This is a genomic window from Shewanella sp. 30m-14 (assembly GCF_052977125.1).
Genome location: NZ_JBRILW010000014.1, coordinates 123880 through 141153, shown reverse-complemented (window position 1 = coordinate 141153; position 17274 = coordinate 123880). Strand labels below are relative to the sequence as shown.

14 protein-coding genes, 2 tRNA genes and 1 rRNA gene are annotated in these 17274 nt (G+C 45.6%); 4 read left to right on the top strand and 13 right to left on the bottom strand.

All coding sequences use genetic code 11. The annotated features are described in order from the left end of the window. The 5 genes from ACVBIU_RS12310 to tyrP form a co-directional block, all read right to left on the bottom strand. Positions 1–69, bottom strand: a 16S ribosomal RNA gene (locus ACVBIU_RS12310); the annotation flags it as partial. Between the two features lie 1271 nt (positions 70–1340). Next, positions 1341–2684 (bottom strand): NADP-specific glutamate dehydrogenase, encoded by a 1344-nt coding sequence (gene gdhA, locus ACVBIU_RS12305; protein WP_447162716.1) that lies wholly within the window; start codon positions 2682–2684, stop codon positions 1341–1343. A 498-nt stretch (positions 2685–3182) separates the two neighbouring features. Beyond that, positions 3183–3273 (bottom strand) — tRNA-Ser (locus ACVBIU_RS12300). A gap of 765 nt (positions 3274–4038) precedes the next feature. Further along, positions 4039–4129 (bottom strand) — tRNA-Ser (locus ACVBIU_RS12295). A gap of 164 nt (positions 4130–4293) precedes the next feature. After that, on the bottom strand, positions 4294–5496 hold the full coding sequence (gene tyrP / locus ACVBIU_RS12290; protein ID WP_447163896.1) for a tyrosine transporter TyrP: 1203 nt from the start codon (positions 5494–5496) through the stop codon (positions 4294–4296). A 473-nt stretch (positions 5497–5969) separates the two neighbouring features. Between tyrP and ACVBIU_RS12285 the strand changes: the two genes are divergently transcribed. After that, a complete protein-coding gene (locus ACVBIU_RS12285) occupies positions 5970–6461 on the top strand; it encodes a TlpA family protein disulfide reductase (RefSeq protein WP_447160881.1) in 492 nt (163 codons plus the stop codon). A gap of 36 nt (positions 6462–6497) precedes the next feature. After that, positions 6498–7022 (top strand): GNAT family N-acetyltransferase, encoded by a 525-nt coding sequence (locus ACVBIU_RS12280; protein WP_447163895.1) that lies wholly within the window; start codon positions 6498–6500, stop codon positions 7020–7022. 155 nt (positions 7023–7177) lie between these two features. On the opposite strand, the gene ACVBIU_RS12275 is transcribed toward ACVBIU_RS12280, so the two are convergent. Together ACVBIU_RS12275 and ACVBIU_RS12270 are read right to left on the bottom strand one after the other, a co-directional pair. Further along, entirely contained in the window at positions 7178–7768 is a 591-nt protein-coding gene (locus ACVBIU_RS12275) for a hypothetical protein (protein WP_447163894.1), read from the bottom strand. A 78-nt stretch (positions 7769–7846) separates the two neighbouring features. Further along, a complete protein-coding gene (locus ACVBIU_RS12270; RefSeq protein ID WP_447163893.1) occupies positions 7847–8401 on the bottom strand; it encodes a hypothetical protein in 555 nt (184 codons plus the stop codon). A 231-nt stretch (positions 8402–8632) separates the two neighbouring features. Between ACVBIU_RS12270 and ubiD the strand changes: the two genes are divergently transcribed. Then, complete coding sequence (gene ubiD / locus ACVBIU_RS12265; protein ID WP_447160877.1) at positions 8633–10114, top strand: 4-hydroxy-3-polyprenylbenzoate decarboxylase; 1482 nt, start codon at positions 8633–8635, stop codon at positions 10112–10114. A 108-nt stretch (positions 10115–10222) separates the two neighbouring features. Then, positions 10223–10933, top strand: a complete 711-nt coding sequence (fre, locus tag ACVBIU_RS12260) for an NAD(P)H-flavin reductase (RefSeq protein ID WP_447163892.1) — start codon at positions 10223–10225, stop codon at positions 10931–10933. 153 nt (positions 10934–11086) lie between these two features. Here the strand turns inward: fre and ACVBIU_RS12255 are convergent, their stop codons facing one another. From ACVBIU_RS12255 to rbsD, 6 genes are all read right to left on the bottom strand, one after another. Further along, on the bottom strand, positions 11087–12091 hold the full coding sequence (locus tag ACVBIU_RS12255; protein WP_447160875.1) for a substrate-binding domain-containing protein: 1005 nt from the start codon (positions 12089–12091) through the stop codon (positions 11087–11089). A 53-nt stretch (positions 12092–12144) separates the two neighbouring features. Then, the gene (gene rbsK / locus ACVBIU_RS12250; RefSeq protein ID WP_447163891.1) at positions 12145–13062 is read right to left on the bottom strand and encodes a ribokinase; all 918 of its coding nucleotides are present in this window, start codon (positions 13060–13062) and stop codon (positions 12145–12147) included. Positions 13063–13183: 121 nt separating this feature from the next. Beyond that, the gene (gene rbsB, locus ACVBIU_RS12245; protein ID WP_447160873.1) at positions 13184–14083 is read right to left on the bottom strand and encodes a ribose ABC transporter substrate-binding protein RbsB; all 900 of its coding nucleotides are present in this window, start codon (positions 14081–14083) and stop codon (positions 13184–13186) included. Between the two features lie 92 nt (positions 14084–14175). Beyond that, entirely contained in the window at positions 14176–15153 is a 978-nt protein-coding gene (rbsC, locus tag ACVBIU_RS12240; RefSeq protein WP_447163890.1) for a ribose ABC transporter permease, read from the bottom strand. After that, entirely contained in the window at positions 15150–16655 is a 1506-nt protein-coding gene (gene rbsA / locus ACVBIU_RS12235) for a ribose ABC transporter ATP-binding protein RbsA (RefSeq protein ID WP_447163889.1), read from the bottom strand. The genes rbsC and rbsA overlap by 4 nt, the downstream gene beginning before the upstream one ends. A gap of 18 nt (positions 16656–16673) precedes the next feature. Beyond that, positions 16674–17093, bottom strand: coding sequence for a D-ribose pyranase (gene rbsD / locus ACVBIU_RS12230; RefSeq protein ID WP_447160870.1), 420 nt, complete (start codon positions 17091–17093; stop codon positions 16674–16676). Between the last annotated feature and the right edge of the window lie 181 nt (positions 17094–17274).

The window sequence follows — 17274 nt, the reverse complement described above, 5'->3', positions numbered from 1 at the left end:
CCGCTCGACTTGCATGTGTTAGGCCTGCCGCCAGCGTTCAATCTGAGCCATGATCAAACTCTTCAATTAAAGTTTTTTTGCTTCTTCCACCTTACAAGTAAGGCTAAATCAGCGGCTCAACGAATTCTGTATTACATATTGCTATGAACACTCATTCATTAAGTAATTTTTTGATTGCCTCATTCTTTACTAGAAAGAAGTAGGCAATTTCGAATAACTTAATCTCTGTGAGTGTCCACACAGATTTGCTTGTCATATTGTTAAAGAGCGTGACACCAATCTTTCAGATGTCGCCTTAGACGCTTAGGTCGTTTGGCTGAGGAGGCGTATTCTACACTCTCCAGTGGCGGCGTCAAGCGCTTATTTTAAGAAGTTTTTCAAGCGATGATTTCTTATACACTCTCGTGTTAACAACCATCATTCGAAGCTCTTAAAGCGTTTATCACCTGAATCAAATCTCCTAGGAGTTTTAACTCTCTAACACTGCTGCAAGTCCCGTGCTATCTAGCTTAACGCTGGGTAGGTGGCCTGCTGCGCCGTGTCAGTGGGGTCGCATTATAGGGAGTTTTCAGATCAGCGCAAGCGCTTTTTGAAATAAAAATACATTTAATTGCCATTCTTTTATAAGGCACAGCAAAGCAACAGCTTACACACAGAGTTATACACAAAATAGGTGTAAAACGAGTCATTAATGATGAATTGGCACTACTCGTTTGAGCGAAACATAGAGAGGATCGCGCCTATATTTACTTCACTGACACTAGTACGCTGGTACTTGCTGGCTCATCAAGCAGTAAACGGCCGCTTTTAACTATGCTTAAACGATAAAGTGAATTAACCCATAAAGGCGCCACTCACCTATAGCCACTAACTTATACAGGTGACCACTTCTATATATAGTTAACCTATCGCCATGATGGGGCTAGCGATAAGTGAATCGATATCGCTTTCGGCTATTATAGTAACGCCGCAGTTTGGAAAATCCATAAACCTGCCTGCTTCTATAAAATTTAGCATACAGAATGTCGCGATATCAGATGTGACTATAAGTAGATGGAGAATATAAGTAGATGGAGAATATAAAGAGCTATGCAGCATGAGGCTGATAGCACGACTTCAGTAACACTTTACGGCTTATTTATATCGGCCACTATATAAGAGATACCCAAACAGTCACTTAAGTCGAGGTTTAGGTCGATGTTTCAGTCTAGCCTTGACTAAGCTAGCAAGAGGGCTGTCACTTTCTAATGGTATTAATCTACAACTTAAAATGAAAAAGGACCGAAAGGTCCTTTTACACTTTATTTGATGACTCTATTTAGTGGTTTTATTTAAAGACGTTAGTAGACGCCTTGCGCCTTCATTGCATCTGCCACTTTGACAAAGCCGGCTACGTTAGCCCCAAGCTCATAGTTGATATGCTCGTTTTCACGACCATATTGTTCACATGTTGCATGGATTGAGTACATGATATCGCGCAGACGCATATCCACTTCTTCACGGCTCCAGTTTAGACGCAGTGCGTTTTGACTCATTTCTAAACCTGAAGTAGCAACGCCCCCCGCATTAGCAGCTTTACCTGGTGCAAATAACACTTTAGCTTCGTGCAGCAAGATAATGGCTTCAGCAGTACTTGGCATATTGGCGCCTTCAGCAACAATCTGAACGCCATTTTCAATAAGCATTGCCGCATGTTCGCTATCCAACTCATTTTGTGTTGCACAAGGTAGGGCAACATCAGCAGCAAATTGCCAAGGCGTACCAGCAGTCACATACTCTAGCCCCATTTCATAGGCATAATCTGCAACGCGACCACGGCGTTCATTTTTCACTTCCATCAACTTAGCAAGTTTCTCAGTGGTGAAACCTTCTGGATCGAATACTACGCCGCTAGAGTCAGATGCGGTAATGACCTTCCCCCCCATCTCCATCGCTTTCTCGATTGCATACTGAGCAACATTACCAGAACCCGATACGGTAACAGTTTTACCTTCTAATGTTTCGCCTTTGGCTTTTAGCATAGCTTCAACAAAGTACAATAAACCATAACCCGTAGCTTCAGGGCGGATCAAACTGCCGCCAAATGTTAGCCCTTTGCCAGTAAACACACATTCAGCACTGTTAGTCAGCTTTTTCATCATACCGGTCATGTAGCCGACTTCGCGAGCTCCCACACCGATATCGCCTGCAGGCACATCTGTATCTGCACCTAAGTGACGATGCAGTTCAAACATTAATGCCTGACAGAAACGCATGACTTCGCCATCGCTTTTTCCTTTAGGGTCAAAATCACTACCGCCTTTACCGCCGCCCATTGGTAAAGTAGTTAAGGCGTTCTTAAAGGTTTGCTCAAAGGCTAAGAACTTAAGTACCGACTGGTTAACTGAAGGGTGGAAACGCATACCGCCCTTAAAAGGACCAATAGCAGAGTTATGCTGAATTCTAAACGCGCGGTTCACCTGAACTTTACCTTGGTCATCAACCCACGATACACGGAACTGGATCAGACGCTCCGGCTCAACTAAACGCTCTAAAATCCCAGCATCTAAATATTCAGGATGCGCTGCAACAAAAGGCCAAATAGAAGTTAGCACCTCTTTTACGGCTTGCAAGAACTCAGGCTGGTTAGGGTTACGAACGGCAACAGTGGAAAGAAAACTATCGAGAGTCAAATCGCAGCTCATTGTGGTGCTCCAGGGTATACAAAGAATGATGATTGCTACTGCTTGGATTGCGATCGCAAACCCGCAGTTTATTGTGTGGGTAGGTTTATATCAGGAATTGATAGTTAATGAATACAATTCATCATTAATCCTGTGTGTTTCCTCAAGAAAATTAAACATATCCACCCAACAGAATGAATTCATTAATAAATGCCTCTATAAAATGAGAATTCATCAATTCACAGCAAACAACTCATTCAGTAACAGCAAGCTTAGCCATATATAAGAGACAAAAATTACTAATATTTGCAACTGGAACTAGGTGTATAGATGATACTAATAAAAAGTTCCACACTGACTACCCAAACGAAAAAAGGCTTCACTCTTTATTCAAGAACGGAGGCCCTTCTCTAATAAAGTACAGGGATAGGCGGCTTCTGATAACAGGAACCCTGGGGTTCAGATTAAATTACCCAAACGAAAAAGGGCTTCCATTACTGGAAGCCCTTTCTCTAAATGTGGCGGAGGGATAGGGATTTGAACCCTAGATGGGCTATAAACCCATGCCGGTTTTCAAGACCGGTGCATTCGACCACTCTGCCATCCCTCCGAACGCCGCAGATAATAAGGATACTCGACTGCAATGTAAAGCCTAATTTGATTCGAATGGCTAAATTTTGAATCATTTCTGCAATTTTACTCAAACCTTAGTGGCTTCTGGCAGAAAACAACCAATTATCGAGCGCAACAGCCTTAGACCGAATTTTTAACTGAACGTATAAGGCTCCCCCATTCTTTATTCAAAAATTCATGCCCTTTCTCTAAATGTACCGCCGGGATAGCTGACTTTAAGCAACAGGACCCCTTAGGGTTCAATTTTGGTTAGATCAGAATGCGAAAAGGCCTCAGCATTTCTGCTGAGGCCTCATCTAAATGTGGCGCTGGGATAGCTGACTTTAAGCAACAGGAACCCTTGGGGTTCAATTCTGTTTAGATCAGAATGCGAAAAGGCCTCAACATTTCTGCTGAGGCCTCATCTAAATGTGGCGCCGGGATAGCTGACTTTAAACAACAGGACCCCTTAGGGTTCCAATCCCTATCAAATCATTGCGCTAAACGAAAAAAGGCTCATCATTTCTGATGAGCCTTTCGTCTTGAATGTGCCGGAGGGATAGTCAATTTAAATAATAGGAACCCTTGGGGTTCAATCCTGTTTAGATCAGAATGCGAAAAGGCCTCAGCATTTCTGCTGAGGCCTCATCTAAATGTGGCGCCGGGATAGCTGACTTTAAACTAATAGGAACCCTAGGGTTCAAAGTGTAGCTTCCAGAATGCGAAAAGGCCTCAGCATTTCTGCTGAGGCCTCATCTAAATGTGGCGGAGGGATAGGGATTTGAACCCTAGATGGGCTATAAACCCATGCCGGTTTTCAAGACCGGTGCATTCGACCACTCTGCCATCCCTCCGAACGCCGCAGATAATAGGGCTCCTCGACGTTAATGTAAAGCCCAATTTGATTCAAGTGACCAAAAAATCATCCGATATCGAAAATTACAGCTTAATGAGCTATTTTTCAGTCAATTACTCACTTAAAACTGGTTGCAGCTCAATGCATCAGCTCTAGTTAAACCTAGCCAACAGCTGGCAGTAGATTAAAAATCTGCATTAGTTGTACGCTAATAATTAATACCCCCGCCAATGTAGCAATGATTAATCCCGCCTTGCCCCCCTTAACTCTATATCCTTCCAATCCCACCTGTTTACGCTGCGCCGTAACCATAGCCACTGGCAGAAAAACCGCCAAAATAACTAATGCGAAGGCTGCGTAGCCCAAGGCGGTGATAAAGCCTTGTGGGTAAAACAATGCAAAACCCAGTGGCGGTAGAAATGTCACTAAGCCCACTTGCACTCTATGACTTGGTTTAGCACTACGTTTAAATAGATCTGCAAGAAAGTCATATAAACCTAAACTCACCCCAAGAAATGATGTCGCCAATGCCAGATCGGCAAAGATTGATACCGCATTAGCAATCATTGGATTGTGTAACATCCGGCTCAAAGAGCCGATAAAGCCATTTAAGCTTTGGCTCGTCATTAATTCTTGCTGAGGTAACACGCCTTGGCTCGCTAGCATCCATACCACATATATCATTAGTGGCAATGCCGAGCCCACAACAATGATCCAGCGCAGTGCCTTAGTATCTTTACCTAAGTAGCGCACCACTGATGGAATGGAGCCGTGAAAGCCAAAAGAGGTGAATATTACAGGCAATGAAGCAAACACCAACCCTTGATGCACAGGTAAAGCCACTAGATTCTCGACGGAAACATGAGGCAGTAGCAAAAACAGCATCACCACTAACGCGATGAGCTTAAGTGAGAACAGACTTCGATTAATCATATCGACCGAGCGCGTCCCTATTGCCACCACAGTACCGATCAGCAAGGTAAAGATAATCGCCCCAGCCTGCATGGGCAGTTCTAATTCGAACCAATGAGTTAATTTACTGTGGATCTGCTCACCGCCACCAGCGATATAAGCAGCACATAGCGCGTAGAAAAGAAACATCATTGCAAAGCTCGCAATCACCTGCCCTTTTCTTCCCAATAGCTTGTGCGCCAGTGTGTGCAGTGTGGCATCGACAGGTGCAAACTGATGCACTTCAATCATGAGCAAGGCGGTATAGGTCATCAAAGACCAAATCAATAGCATGATAATACTGGCCACGCCAAAGCCAAGCCCAGACGCCGCGAGGGGTAATGCCAACATCCCAGCACCAATAGTGGTACCCGCAATAATTAGCATGCTGCCGAAGATTTTACTGTTATTCATTTATGGTGTTCCAAATTAAAGAGAAAGGCTTCGGAACGGGCATAGATAGTGGCCAGCTTCCGAAAGATGGAATTGCCACAATGGAGTGATTTAAAACATGAGGGGGAGTTTATAACCTCTATCTACGCCATTGTGGCTATAGATAGTAATAAGCCTCGATCGGTGTTAATAACACGTAAAAATCCTTGGTAGTCACTGTTAATCAATGAGTTAGCTAACAGCTTAATAGGTAAGCCTCCACGATAGGGTGTCCTCGTTCGGCTGTCAACAAACATAAGTGATTTATTGTTAAAAGCAGGCGCTATAAGCTTTACTCGTCTATCACTCGCTAGCCCCTAAATAGAGCATGTTCAGTCACATGCTGTTGCAAGCCAAGCTTATACATTCGATTACACGTCTGTTAGATTAACAAGTCAGCATGTTCAATCGCACTAAAACCACTATAAGAAACCAATTAAAAAGAATGGATGCTAATGAAAACGCTTAAACGACTTTTTGCCAGTTTACTCATACTAACCATAACAGGCTGCGCCACAACCGAAAGCCAACCCGAATACCTTACCTATGTAAAAGCGGGCGAAAATGTTCCCGTCACACAGTTCGTCGATACTCAGGGCAATACCATTGATCTTGCAGAATCAAACAACAATAAGCTGATAATTCTATTTGCAACTTGGTGCCACGACTCACAACGCACTATGAAGCATCTTGTTAACTCTAACCTTCATCTCAGTCCAAATGTCGACATCATAGGCATTGGCCGTGAAGAAACACCTGCCTCACTCGATAAATTTGCAGATGAGTATGAATTAAATTTCCCCTTAGTCGCCGATACTGACAGAGCGATCTACTCACAGTTTGCCAATAGTGGCATTCCAAGATTGATCTTGTTAGATGCTGGTAATAAAGTGGTTAAAACCATTATTGGTGAGACTGAGAACGCGATCACTGCAGTAGTGTGGTAATAGCGATTGCCGCAAAAGATTAGACAAGGAAAGCCAATGAGCAAACTCATTACCGAAACACCAAGGTTAATTATTAGAGAGTTTAACCTCGATGACGTACAAGCCGTCTACGACTTCAACGCAGATGAGAGAGTCAATCTCTATACTGGCGATGCAGGCGTTGTTAAATCACTTGCCGATGCAGAGCGCATCATCCGCGACATTTGGTTGAACGAATACCTGCAGTTTGGTTATGCTCGCTGGGCAGTAGTATTAAAAGAGTCCGATAACGTCATTGGGTTTTGTGGCTTTAAAAATGATTACCGCATTGATGAGACAGATATTGGTTATCGCTTTGCGCCTGAGCACTGGGGTAAAGGTTATGCCACCGAAGCCAACCAAGCCTGTATTGAATACGCTAAAAACCATATGGATTTAGATTATATTGTCGGCGATGTCGTTGAGAGGAATCACGCCTCAATTAATGTACTCAAAAAGCTCGGTATGACGTTCAACAAAAAGTTTCAAGATCTAGGGTTTATCATTCAACGCTACGACATGTACCTAAAAGCCAAGAATTAGCCCTAATAAAAATTGAGTTACAATCTCAACTTGAGCCGTTAAATCGAGCCAAAAGCCACGAATAAAGCCCCGTTAGTCTGCACGATTAACTGGGCTTTGTAGACTTTGCGCTTTGCAGATTAGCTTTCAACAAGCAACATACTATACTGACAGCCCTAACTCGCGACCTCTTGAATGCCAGCATTACAGCTGCGAATATCAGATGGGGTTAAACCGTGTAAATGCTCAATAAGCTTAAAACATAGTTCGATATATTGAATCGCTTCCGCTTTACCCACCTCATAGCTCACCGCATGGGCAACCTTATTACGTAACTGGCGTAATTCACTAAACAGCTTTCCTTGTTTAGTATTAATTAGCTGCTCGCTTATCAAGATATTCTCAATATGTTTATAACGAGTATTCTTATCTAAGGTAATGTTATCGCAGTGAGATTTAATCAGCAGCTCGGCGGCCAGGTCCACCTGTTCCCAAGCTTCAATAATGGCTGAATTGGGTAAGTGATTCGCAGAGGCTATGAGTCGCGTCTTTTTATCGGTCTTTAACTCAGGAAATACACCTTCTGCTTGCTGAGTCACAGCTTTTAATCCTTGACCAAACTCCACCTCTAAATCTTTAAACTTCAGTTTTTTGGCTAAAGGGATCAAGGTCGATATCGGCCGCTTTAAACTCACCACAGCAAATACCAGCATGGTAGGCCAAATCAGTTTGTCGATTAACTCAATGGTAAATTGCATCCAACTCATTGCGCTTGCTTCCATGTTGCCGCCACTTTTTGTGGCAACAGAGTAACAAGATCCGCAAGCAGAATAAAACCGCCAACACTACTTAATCTTCTGATAGGTATTGGTGTTCCAATCAAACACATACTCCACACCTTGCCATTCATACACAGTGCGTCCCTCTTTTTGAATCACCCGCGCATTATCCGGTAACCGACTTAGCCCTGTTGAATAGCTTACGCTGGTCGTCACTCGCTCTGGAGGCCTAACGACTTTTGGCTTTGGAGCTTGGTAAGTTTGCCTGTCATAACGATAAGGCGAGTAATAGCGATTGTTGTAGCTGTATGGGTAGCGCCAGCGAGAGCCGACTCCCCAGTTATAACCAGGACGCCAACCGGATCTGTAATAACCATTGCGATAAGGGTAGCCGTACCAACTGTTAGATACCCCCACGTTCCAGCGCCAAGGATCGCGGTAATCAACATTACTCCACCCAAGGCCAACGCTAACATTACTCAACACTTGTGATGCCGCCACCGGTGCCAAAACCACAGCCCTTGCAGCAACAGGGGTTATCGATACCGCCCCATCTGCCATCGCGATAGTTATCGACCCAGTAAATAAGCCAAGCAAGGCTGTAAACTTAAGTGCCTTCATCCCTCCTCCTCTGTTGTAACAAGCCAACAAACGTAGCATTACTTAGTTAAGTTTACGCTCAAATATGCCTTAAACCAATCTCGCTGACTAAGCACTTACCTACAAAGGGAATTGTATCAGTAAAGCCTGAAATATATTGAGGCCACGCATTGACGAACAAGCGTTTAACGCACGTTGGAATAGTGCTATAGTGCGCGCCATATCACAGTTTATAGCGATGAGAATTCCCCTATGAGTTTTAAGGATTTACGCAGCTTTATAGACCACTTAGAAGCCAATGGTGAGCTTAAGCGTATTAGTCATCCCGTTGATCCTCATTTGGAAATGACAGAGATTGCCGATCGCGTGTTACGCACCAAAGGCCCGGCTCTGTTGTTTGAAAATCCAGTCGGCAACGACATGCCCGTTTTAGTTAACTTGTTTGGTACGCCCAAACGAGTCGCCATGGCATTAGGTAAAGAAGATCCGCTCGCGCTGCGCGATGTAGGTGAACTGCTGGCATTTCTAAAAGAGCCAGAACCTCCTCGTGGCTTTAAAGACGCCATTTCAAAGATCCCCATGTTTAAGCAAGCGCTAAACATGCCGCCTAAAACCGTGCGTAACCCGCCTTGCCAACAAGTGGTTAAAACCGGCGAAGAGGTCGATTTAACTAAGTTACCGATCCAGCACTGCTGGCCAGGCGATGTTGCGCCGCTAGTGACTTGGGGACTCACTATCACCAAAGGCCCACGTCAAAAGCGCCAAAATCTTGGTATTTACCGCCAGCAATTACTGGGTAGAGACAAGTTAATCATGCGCTGGCTAGACCATCGCGGCGGCGCATTAGACTTTAAAGATTTTAAAGAAAAACACCCTGGTGAGCGTTACCCAGTCGTGGTTGCATTAGGTGCCGATCCGGTGACCATTTTAGGTGCTGTTACCCCCGTGCCCGACGCTATGAGCGAATATGCCTTCGCAGGACTATTGCGCGGTGAACGAACTGAAGTGTGTAAAGCCCTAAGCTGTGATTTAGAAGTGCCAGCCACCAGCGAAATCATCTTAGAAGGTTATATAGACCCCGATGAGATGGCAGAAGAAGGCCCTTACGGCGATCACACAGGTTACTATAATGAGACCGACTCATTCCCAGTGTTTACGGTGACGCACATTACCCACAGAAAAGATGCGATTTACCACAGCACCTATACCGGCCGTCCACCAGATGAGCCAGCGATGCTAGGTGTGGCATTGAACGAAGTCTTCGTGCCTATTTTACGTAAACAGTATCCTGAAATTATCGATTTTTACCTGCCGCCAGAAGGCTGTTCGTATCGAATGGCGGTGATCTCAATTCGTAAGCAATACCCAGGACATGCCAAACGTGTGATGATGGGAGCATGGTCGTTCCTACGTCAGTTTATGTACACCAAGTTTATTGTCGTGGTCGATGAAGATGTAAACTGCCGTGACTGGAACGATGTGATCTGGGCAATTACCACTCGCATGGATCCAAAGCGCGATACGGTTATGATTGAAAACACCCCAATTGATTACCTCGACTTTGCCTCTCCGGTGGCGGGTCTTGGCTCAAAAATGGGAATGGATGCAACCAATAAGTGGCAAGGTGAAACCGACCGCGAATGGGGCACTCCTATCGTGATGGATGAAGCCGTTAAGCAGAAAGTAGATGCTATCTGGGATGAGCTCGGTATCGATGATGCACCGACGCTGTAATCACTGTGCCACACAATTAGCTAGACTTTATATTGCCTGCAGAGCTTCTGCAGGCGCGTAAATTTATATCGAATAAGCTTCCAAAGAGAGGCGCATCAAGGAATAAAGATGAACACTATTAGCTGTACGATTGAAAAAGTAGCGCCGTTTAATAATGCCGTATATCAGGTCATTTTAAAGCCTAGTACTCCATTTGATTTTAAAGCAGGTCAATACCTTTGTGTGGTGATGGGTGAGAAAGACAAACGTCCATTCTCCATTGCCTCTGCACCCGATGCTGAACATATTGAGCTACATATCGGTGCAGCTGTTAACGAAAGCTACCCTATGCAAGTAGTAGAGCGTTTAAAAGAATGCTTAGCCACAGGTAACAGCATTGACATCGAAGTGCCTGGCGGCGACGCGCATCTACGTGCAGACAGTCAACGCCCACGTTTACTGATTGCTGGCGGTACGGGTTTTTCTTACATCAAGAGTATCGTTGAACAAAAGATTGCTTTAGGCCAGGAAGTTGAAACCACGTTTTATTGGGGCTGCCGTAACCAGGAAGCCATGTACTTTGAGACCATTGCTCGCCAGTGGCATGAAGCGCATCCGTGGCTCAACTTTGTTCCAGTCATTGAAGAAGCCAATGCTGACTGGAAAGGTAAAGAAGCCAATCTGCTAGAGCAGATTAAAAACGACTTTGACAGCCTAAGCGGTTACGACATTTATATAGCGGGTCGTTTCGACATGGTTGGCGCAGCACGTGAAGTGTTCCGTACCATGGGCGTTGAAGAAGATCACCTTTACGGTGACGCATTCGCGTTTATTAAGTAAACCGAATACCACTGACATAGCCCAGTACCAACTTGTCAGTAAAGCGCTTAAATAAAAGCGCTTAAATAAAAGCGCTTAAGTAAAAACGATCAAAGGCGAATGAAAGCTAATTCATTCGCCTTTTTATTTATGCTGTTACTTTTTACCCACGCTTTATCTTTGGCTCACGCTAGCGCGCACTGTCACTCTTGGCTCAATATCCATAAATTGCTGTGGCAAGCTTGGGTCTTGTAATCTAGCGATTAACGCATGCACCGCCGCGGCGCCTAAACGTGCTTTAGACTGATGAATACTGGTTAGCGCGGGCGTCATAAATTTTGCCAATTGAATATTGTCGTAGCCGATAACGGATAACTGCTCAGGGATCTTCACCCCTGTACGCTGGGCTTCATGCAATACACCAATGGCCATCATGTCATTACACACAAATAGTGCGCTAGGCAATTCACCCGTCGCTTGCAGCTTGGCAAACGCCGCCTTGCCACCTTCGGTTTCAAAGTTGCCCTCGACCACCCATTTAGGATTAATAGGTAAGTTTGCCGCTTGCATGGCATCGACAAACCCCTGATAACGTAAGTCAGCCTGCTGGCGGTTACGCGGGCCAGTAATACAGCCTATTTCAGTGTGGCCGTTATCAATTAAATACTGAGTTGCCAATATGCCACCTTGACGAGAATGCCCCTGAATTTTATCGCAAGGAAAATCCACCAGGCCCCAATCCATGACCACTACAGGTAACGCTTCTAAGCGGCGATAAATCAGTGCATCATCACCCTCGAGCATAGCGCACATCATAATTAGGCCATCGACACGGCGCTCAATTAACGTGGTTAAGGAGCGCTTTAGGCGCTGGGCGTCACCCTCGGTATTACACAAAATAAGGTTGTAACCCTGCTGATAACAGGCTTGCTCAACACTGCGTACCACTTCAGCATAAAACGGGTTAGTAGAGGTCGTCACCAACATGCCAATGGTTTTAGTGCAGTTTTGCTTAAGGCTGCGAGCCACCGCAGAAGGACCGTGATAATTGAGCTGTTGCGCTGCATCTTGCACCCGCTTAGCAATGTCTTCACTCACAAAGCGGGTACCATTCATCACATGGCTCACTGTTGAAGTGGAAACGCTCGCAAGTTTAGCGACATCTTTCATGGTGGCCATCTGGGTTAACTTCCTATCTAAATAACGATGTTATTAACTGTTTTTATAACAAATTAGTGCGTAGCTAAAAACTGCTCAACTTCAGCACGGCTTGGAATCGAGGTTTGTGCGCCAAAGCGGGTCACTGAAATCGCCGCAGCGCCGTGAGCAAACACCACCGCCTGCTCAATAGTTTGACCTTCAAGTATTGCCGTAACAAAGGCACCATTAAAGGTGTCGCCTGCAGCGGTAGTATCGGTCACTTGTACTTTAAAGCCAGCAATAATTTTACCTTTACCCTGCTCACTTAGATACACGCCTTTTGCACCTAAGGTGATCATCACAGTCGCAATCCCTTTATCATGCAGTACGTTGGCAGCCTTGGCAGCGCTGTTAGCATCATCAACCTTAATACCAGTTAGGAGCTCAGCTTCGGTTTCATTTGGGGTAATAATATCAAGCATCGACAATAGCGAGTCAGGTAAGCTGCGTGCTGGCGCGGGATTTAATATCACCTTGGTGTGTTGCGCTTTAGCGATGCTCGCCGCCAGTTCAATACCTGCTAGCGGGGTTTCAAGTTGCATTAGTAGATATTCAGCAGCGGCTATTTGGCCGCTATGTTGCTCAACGATCTCTGCTGTCAGCGCATCATTTGCCGCAGCCGCAATACAGATGCTGTTTTCACCGCAGTCGCTCACCTGGATCATCGCAATGCCCGTAGGGGTATTTGTCATCATGTGTACAGCAGATACATCCATGCCATCTTGCTCAAAACTATGACGGATATTTTTACCAAAACCGTCATCACCCACACAAGCGATAAATCCGGTATCAGCACCTAATCGCGCAGCAGCAACCGCTTGGTTAGCACCTTTACCACCAGGGATAATTTGATAATTGTAGCCATGCAAGGTTTCTCCTGGTCGCGGAAAAGAAGCGACTTGAAGTACATGGTCGGCATTGACACTGCCTAAAACGATTAACTGAGACATTTACCTATTCCTTGATGTTCTCTGAGTCGCTGCCAACCTCTTTAATGTTGGGCTCAGAGTGAAACGCGCCTTGAATCAAGCTCAAAAACGCAGCACACTAGTGTGACAAATTATGAATAAATTACTGTGTTGCAGTAATGATTTTTAACGCAACAGGTATCGATTTTTCGACCTGATTGCCTTTTAAGATCTTGTCGGCCATCACAATAGCCGTAGCACCGAGCAACTCAGGCTGCTGAGCAATGGTCGCCGATAACTGGTTTCGTCTTACCGCGGCAATGCCTTCGTCGGTGCCATCAAAACCAATCACCATGATATCTTTACCTGCCGCTTCAATGGCGCGTAATGCACCTAAGGCCATTTCATCATTTTGAGCAAATACCGCCTGCACATCACCGTTTGCCGCTAACATATTTTCCATCACGTTTAAGCCTTTTGAGCGGTCAAAATCCGCGGGCTGACTCGATAACAGGTTTAAGCCGTGAGCCTTAATGGCATTGCTAAAACCTTCACCCCGCTCACGGGCAGCTGACGTACCCGCAATGCCCTCAAGCTGAATGACCTTGGCATTAGCGCCGAGGGTATCAGCAATAAACTGCCCAGCTAATTCGCCACCCGCAATATTATCAGAGGCAATATGGCTGACGATATCACCGCGCTCTGCTGTTCTATCTAGTGTCAGCACCGGAATGTTAGCGCGATTAGCCGTGCCAATAGCATTGGTCACAGCTAACGCATCGGTTGGATTAATCAAAATCGCTTTTACGCCGCGCATGGTTAAGTCTTCAACGTTAGCGAGCTCTTTGCTTGGGTCGTTCTGCGAGTCCAGTGCAATCAGCTTATAACCTAGCTCTTTTGCCTTAGCTTCGGCGCCATCTTTCATGCTGACAAAGAATGGATTGTTCATTGTCGACAGCACGATAGCAATCGCATCCTGGGCACTAGCGCTAAAAGGCGCACTCGCTGACAACAATGCTACTGACAACAGAACTGACACTTTTTGATTAGCAAGTCGCTTCATGGTAAACCTTTTTAATACAGGGAATGTACACAAGCAGCACGCTGGGCGCACAGCTTATCAATACTTACGCTTTTGCCTATCTCGACTTCTGCCTATCTCGACTTCTGCTTAGTATCGATTAATACCGCCAGCAAAATCACGCTGGCTTTGGCGATCATCTGGTAGTAAGACGACACATCGAGCAGGTTTAAGGCGTTGTTCAAAAAGCCAATAATTAATGCCCCAATTAAGGTGCCCATAATGCGGCCTTTACCACCCATTAAACTTGTGCCACCTAACACTACCGCGGCAATCGCATCAAGCTCGTAACCCATACCTGCCGTAGGTTGCGCCGAAGATAAACGTGCGGTCACGATAATACCAGCGAGCGCCGCCATTGAGCCACAAATGGCATAGGCCGCGATCTTGACCTTATCAACCGCAATACCTGATAAACGCGCCGCAGACTCATTACCACCCACAGCGTAAATATAACGGCCAAAGCGTGTGTGATTTAACAAATACCAAGCGCCAGCAAACACCACCGCCATCAACCACACCGGCACAGGAATGCCCAGCACATAGCCAGTTCCTAGCCAGGTAAAGCTATCGGCGGTGTCAGTAAAACCTGTAGGTACAGGGCGACCATCGGTGTACACCATAGTCACACCGCGTAGCAGTGTCATGGTCACCAAGGTGGCGATAAAGGCTTGCACCTTACCTTTGGCAACAATAATGCCGCTGATAGCCCCAAGCGCCGCGCCCGCGATTAATGCCACAGGCAAAGCAACCATCACAGGCACATCCATACCAATTAAAGTCGCCACGATTGCGCCACTTAAGGCTAAAACCGACCCGACACTCAAATCGATACCCGCTGTCAGAATAACGATTGTCATCCCTACCGCAATAATCGCGTTAACCGAGGTCTGGCGTAAAATATTAAGTAAGTTATCTACCGTTAAAAAGTTTGGGCTCAGTAGCGACACCACAAAAATTAGGCTAAACAGGGCGATAAGCGATTTTTGCTCAATCAACCACTCTTTATTAATTCTCTTATAGAATGGCTGGACTGTAATTAACGGGCTCATGCAATATCCTTGTTCAATGTTTTACCAACGGCGCAAGCAAGAATGGTTTCTTGATCTGCTATCGCGGCATCAAATTCGCCACTGATCTGGCCTTGGTGCATCACTAAAATACGATCAGACATCCCCAGTAACTCAGGCATATCCGATGACACTAAAATAATACTCATACCTTGCGCCTTGAAGCGGTTGATAAGATCGTAGATCTCTTTCTTCGCGCCCACATCTACACCACGAGTTGGCTCATCTAAAATAAGCACCTGCGGCAGAGTCATTAAGCCTTTGGCGATTGACACTTTTTGCTGATTACCACCCGACAAATTACCAATACGGGCATCACGGTTAGGTGTTTTGATATTAAAGGCATCAATAAAACGGTCGACTTCGGCCATTTCATCATTGTGGCGCAGTTGTAGCCCAGTACTTAACTTGGCTAATGCGCAAATAGACATGTTTTCTTTAACCGACAAGTCTAGCAATAAGCCATCGCCTTTACGGTCTTCTGAAATATAAGCAATACCGGCATCAAGTGCTTGCTGCGGATTATTAATCTTAATATCACAGCCATTCAGGGTTAGCTGCCCCTGGGTTTTAGCACTTGCGCCAAAGATCATCTTCATCAGTTCGGTGCGCCCGGCACCCATTAACCCCGAAAAACCTAAAATTTCTCCTTGGTTAAGGTTAAAGCTCACGTTTTCAACCCCAGGGCCTGATAGTTGATTTACTGCCAATCTGCAGCCTTGATGAGTAATCGCAATGCGTGGATATTGGTCGGCAAGCTTACGGCCCACCATGCGCTCAATGAGTTGATCTTCGTTAATGTCGCTAATCGCACACTCATGAATAAAACCGCCATCTCTAAGCACAGTTACCGCATCACAAATGGCAAAGATCTCTTGCATGCGGTGAGAGATATAAACGATACCGCAGCCTTGGTCACGCAACTCATTAATGACTTTAAACAGCGATTGAGTTTCAACGTCGGTGAGGGCGTCGGTAGGCTCATCCATGATGATGACTTTTGAGTTAAACGAAATGGCTTTGGCTATTTCCACCATCTGCTGCTCGCCTAAACTCAGCTTACCGACCAAGGTTTGCGGCGCATGGGTTACCGATAGGCGTGTTAGTAGTGCCGCTGCTCGGGAGTTCATTTCATCCCAAAGTATGCGGCCAAAACTAGAGGTGATTTCACGTCCCAAAAAGATGTTTTCAGCAATGGTGAGCTCAGGTAGTAAATTCAGCTCCTGATGGATAATGCTAATGCCAGCTTGCTGTGAATCACGCGGGCCATCGAAACTGCGCGCCTTACCTTGGTAAACAATACGGCCTGCATCGAAGTTGTAGATCCCGGTGAGCACTTTCATTAATGTCGATTTGCCCGCGCCGTTTTCTCCCATCAATGCCATCACTTGGCCAGGGTAAACATTTAAGCTAGCTTTATCGAGCGCCTTTACCCCGGGAAAAGACTTTTCTATCGCTTGTAACTGTAATATTGCTTGGGTCATAACGTGACTCCGGTAAGCTTAAAATACAACACCAGTTTTAAAAATCACATTGGCATAAGGCGTGCACTCACCGGTGCGGATCACCGCACGACTATGTTGAGTTCGTTGCTTAAACGCTTCATGGCTAATGTACTCAATCGAAAAAACACGCCCTGTTGCTTGCTGCTCAAGCTCAATCTCAGCCAATAGTGCTTGATGGCACTCGGGGCTGACATCGGCAAACTCTTGCGCTAATACCACACCCTCGATTTGCGAGCTCGCTAGCCAGACCTTAACGGTGGCAATAAAGCTAGGTACCCCATGAGTCAAAGCCAGATCTATGCGCTGTACTGCCGCTGGGATCGGTAGTCCGGCATCACAAATAGTCACTTCATCGGTATGCCCCAGCGTGGCTGCAAGGTAATTCATATCTGCATTGAGCAAAGCGTGCTTGTTCATCTATCAACCTAAATGATTATGGCGACAACATCGAAACGTTTCGATAGCAATGCAGCGAGCATAATCGAAACGTTTCGATAATACTTGAAGCAGCATTAAGATCTGTGAAGGATCTAACAGAAATATCTGCGATCAGTGGAGAGAGTGATGAGTAAAGGAGTGACTAGAAGCGGAAGTACTG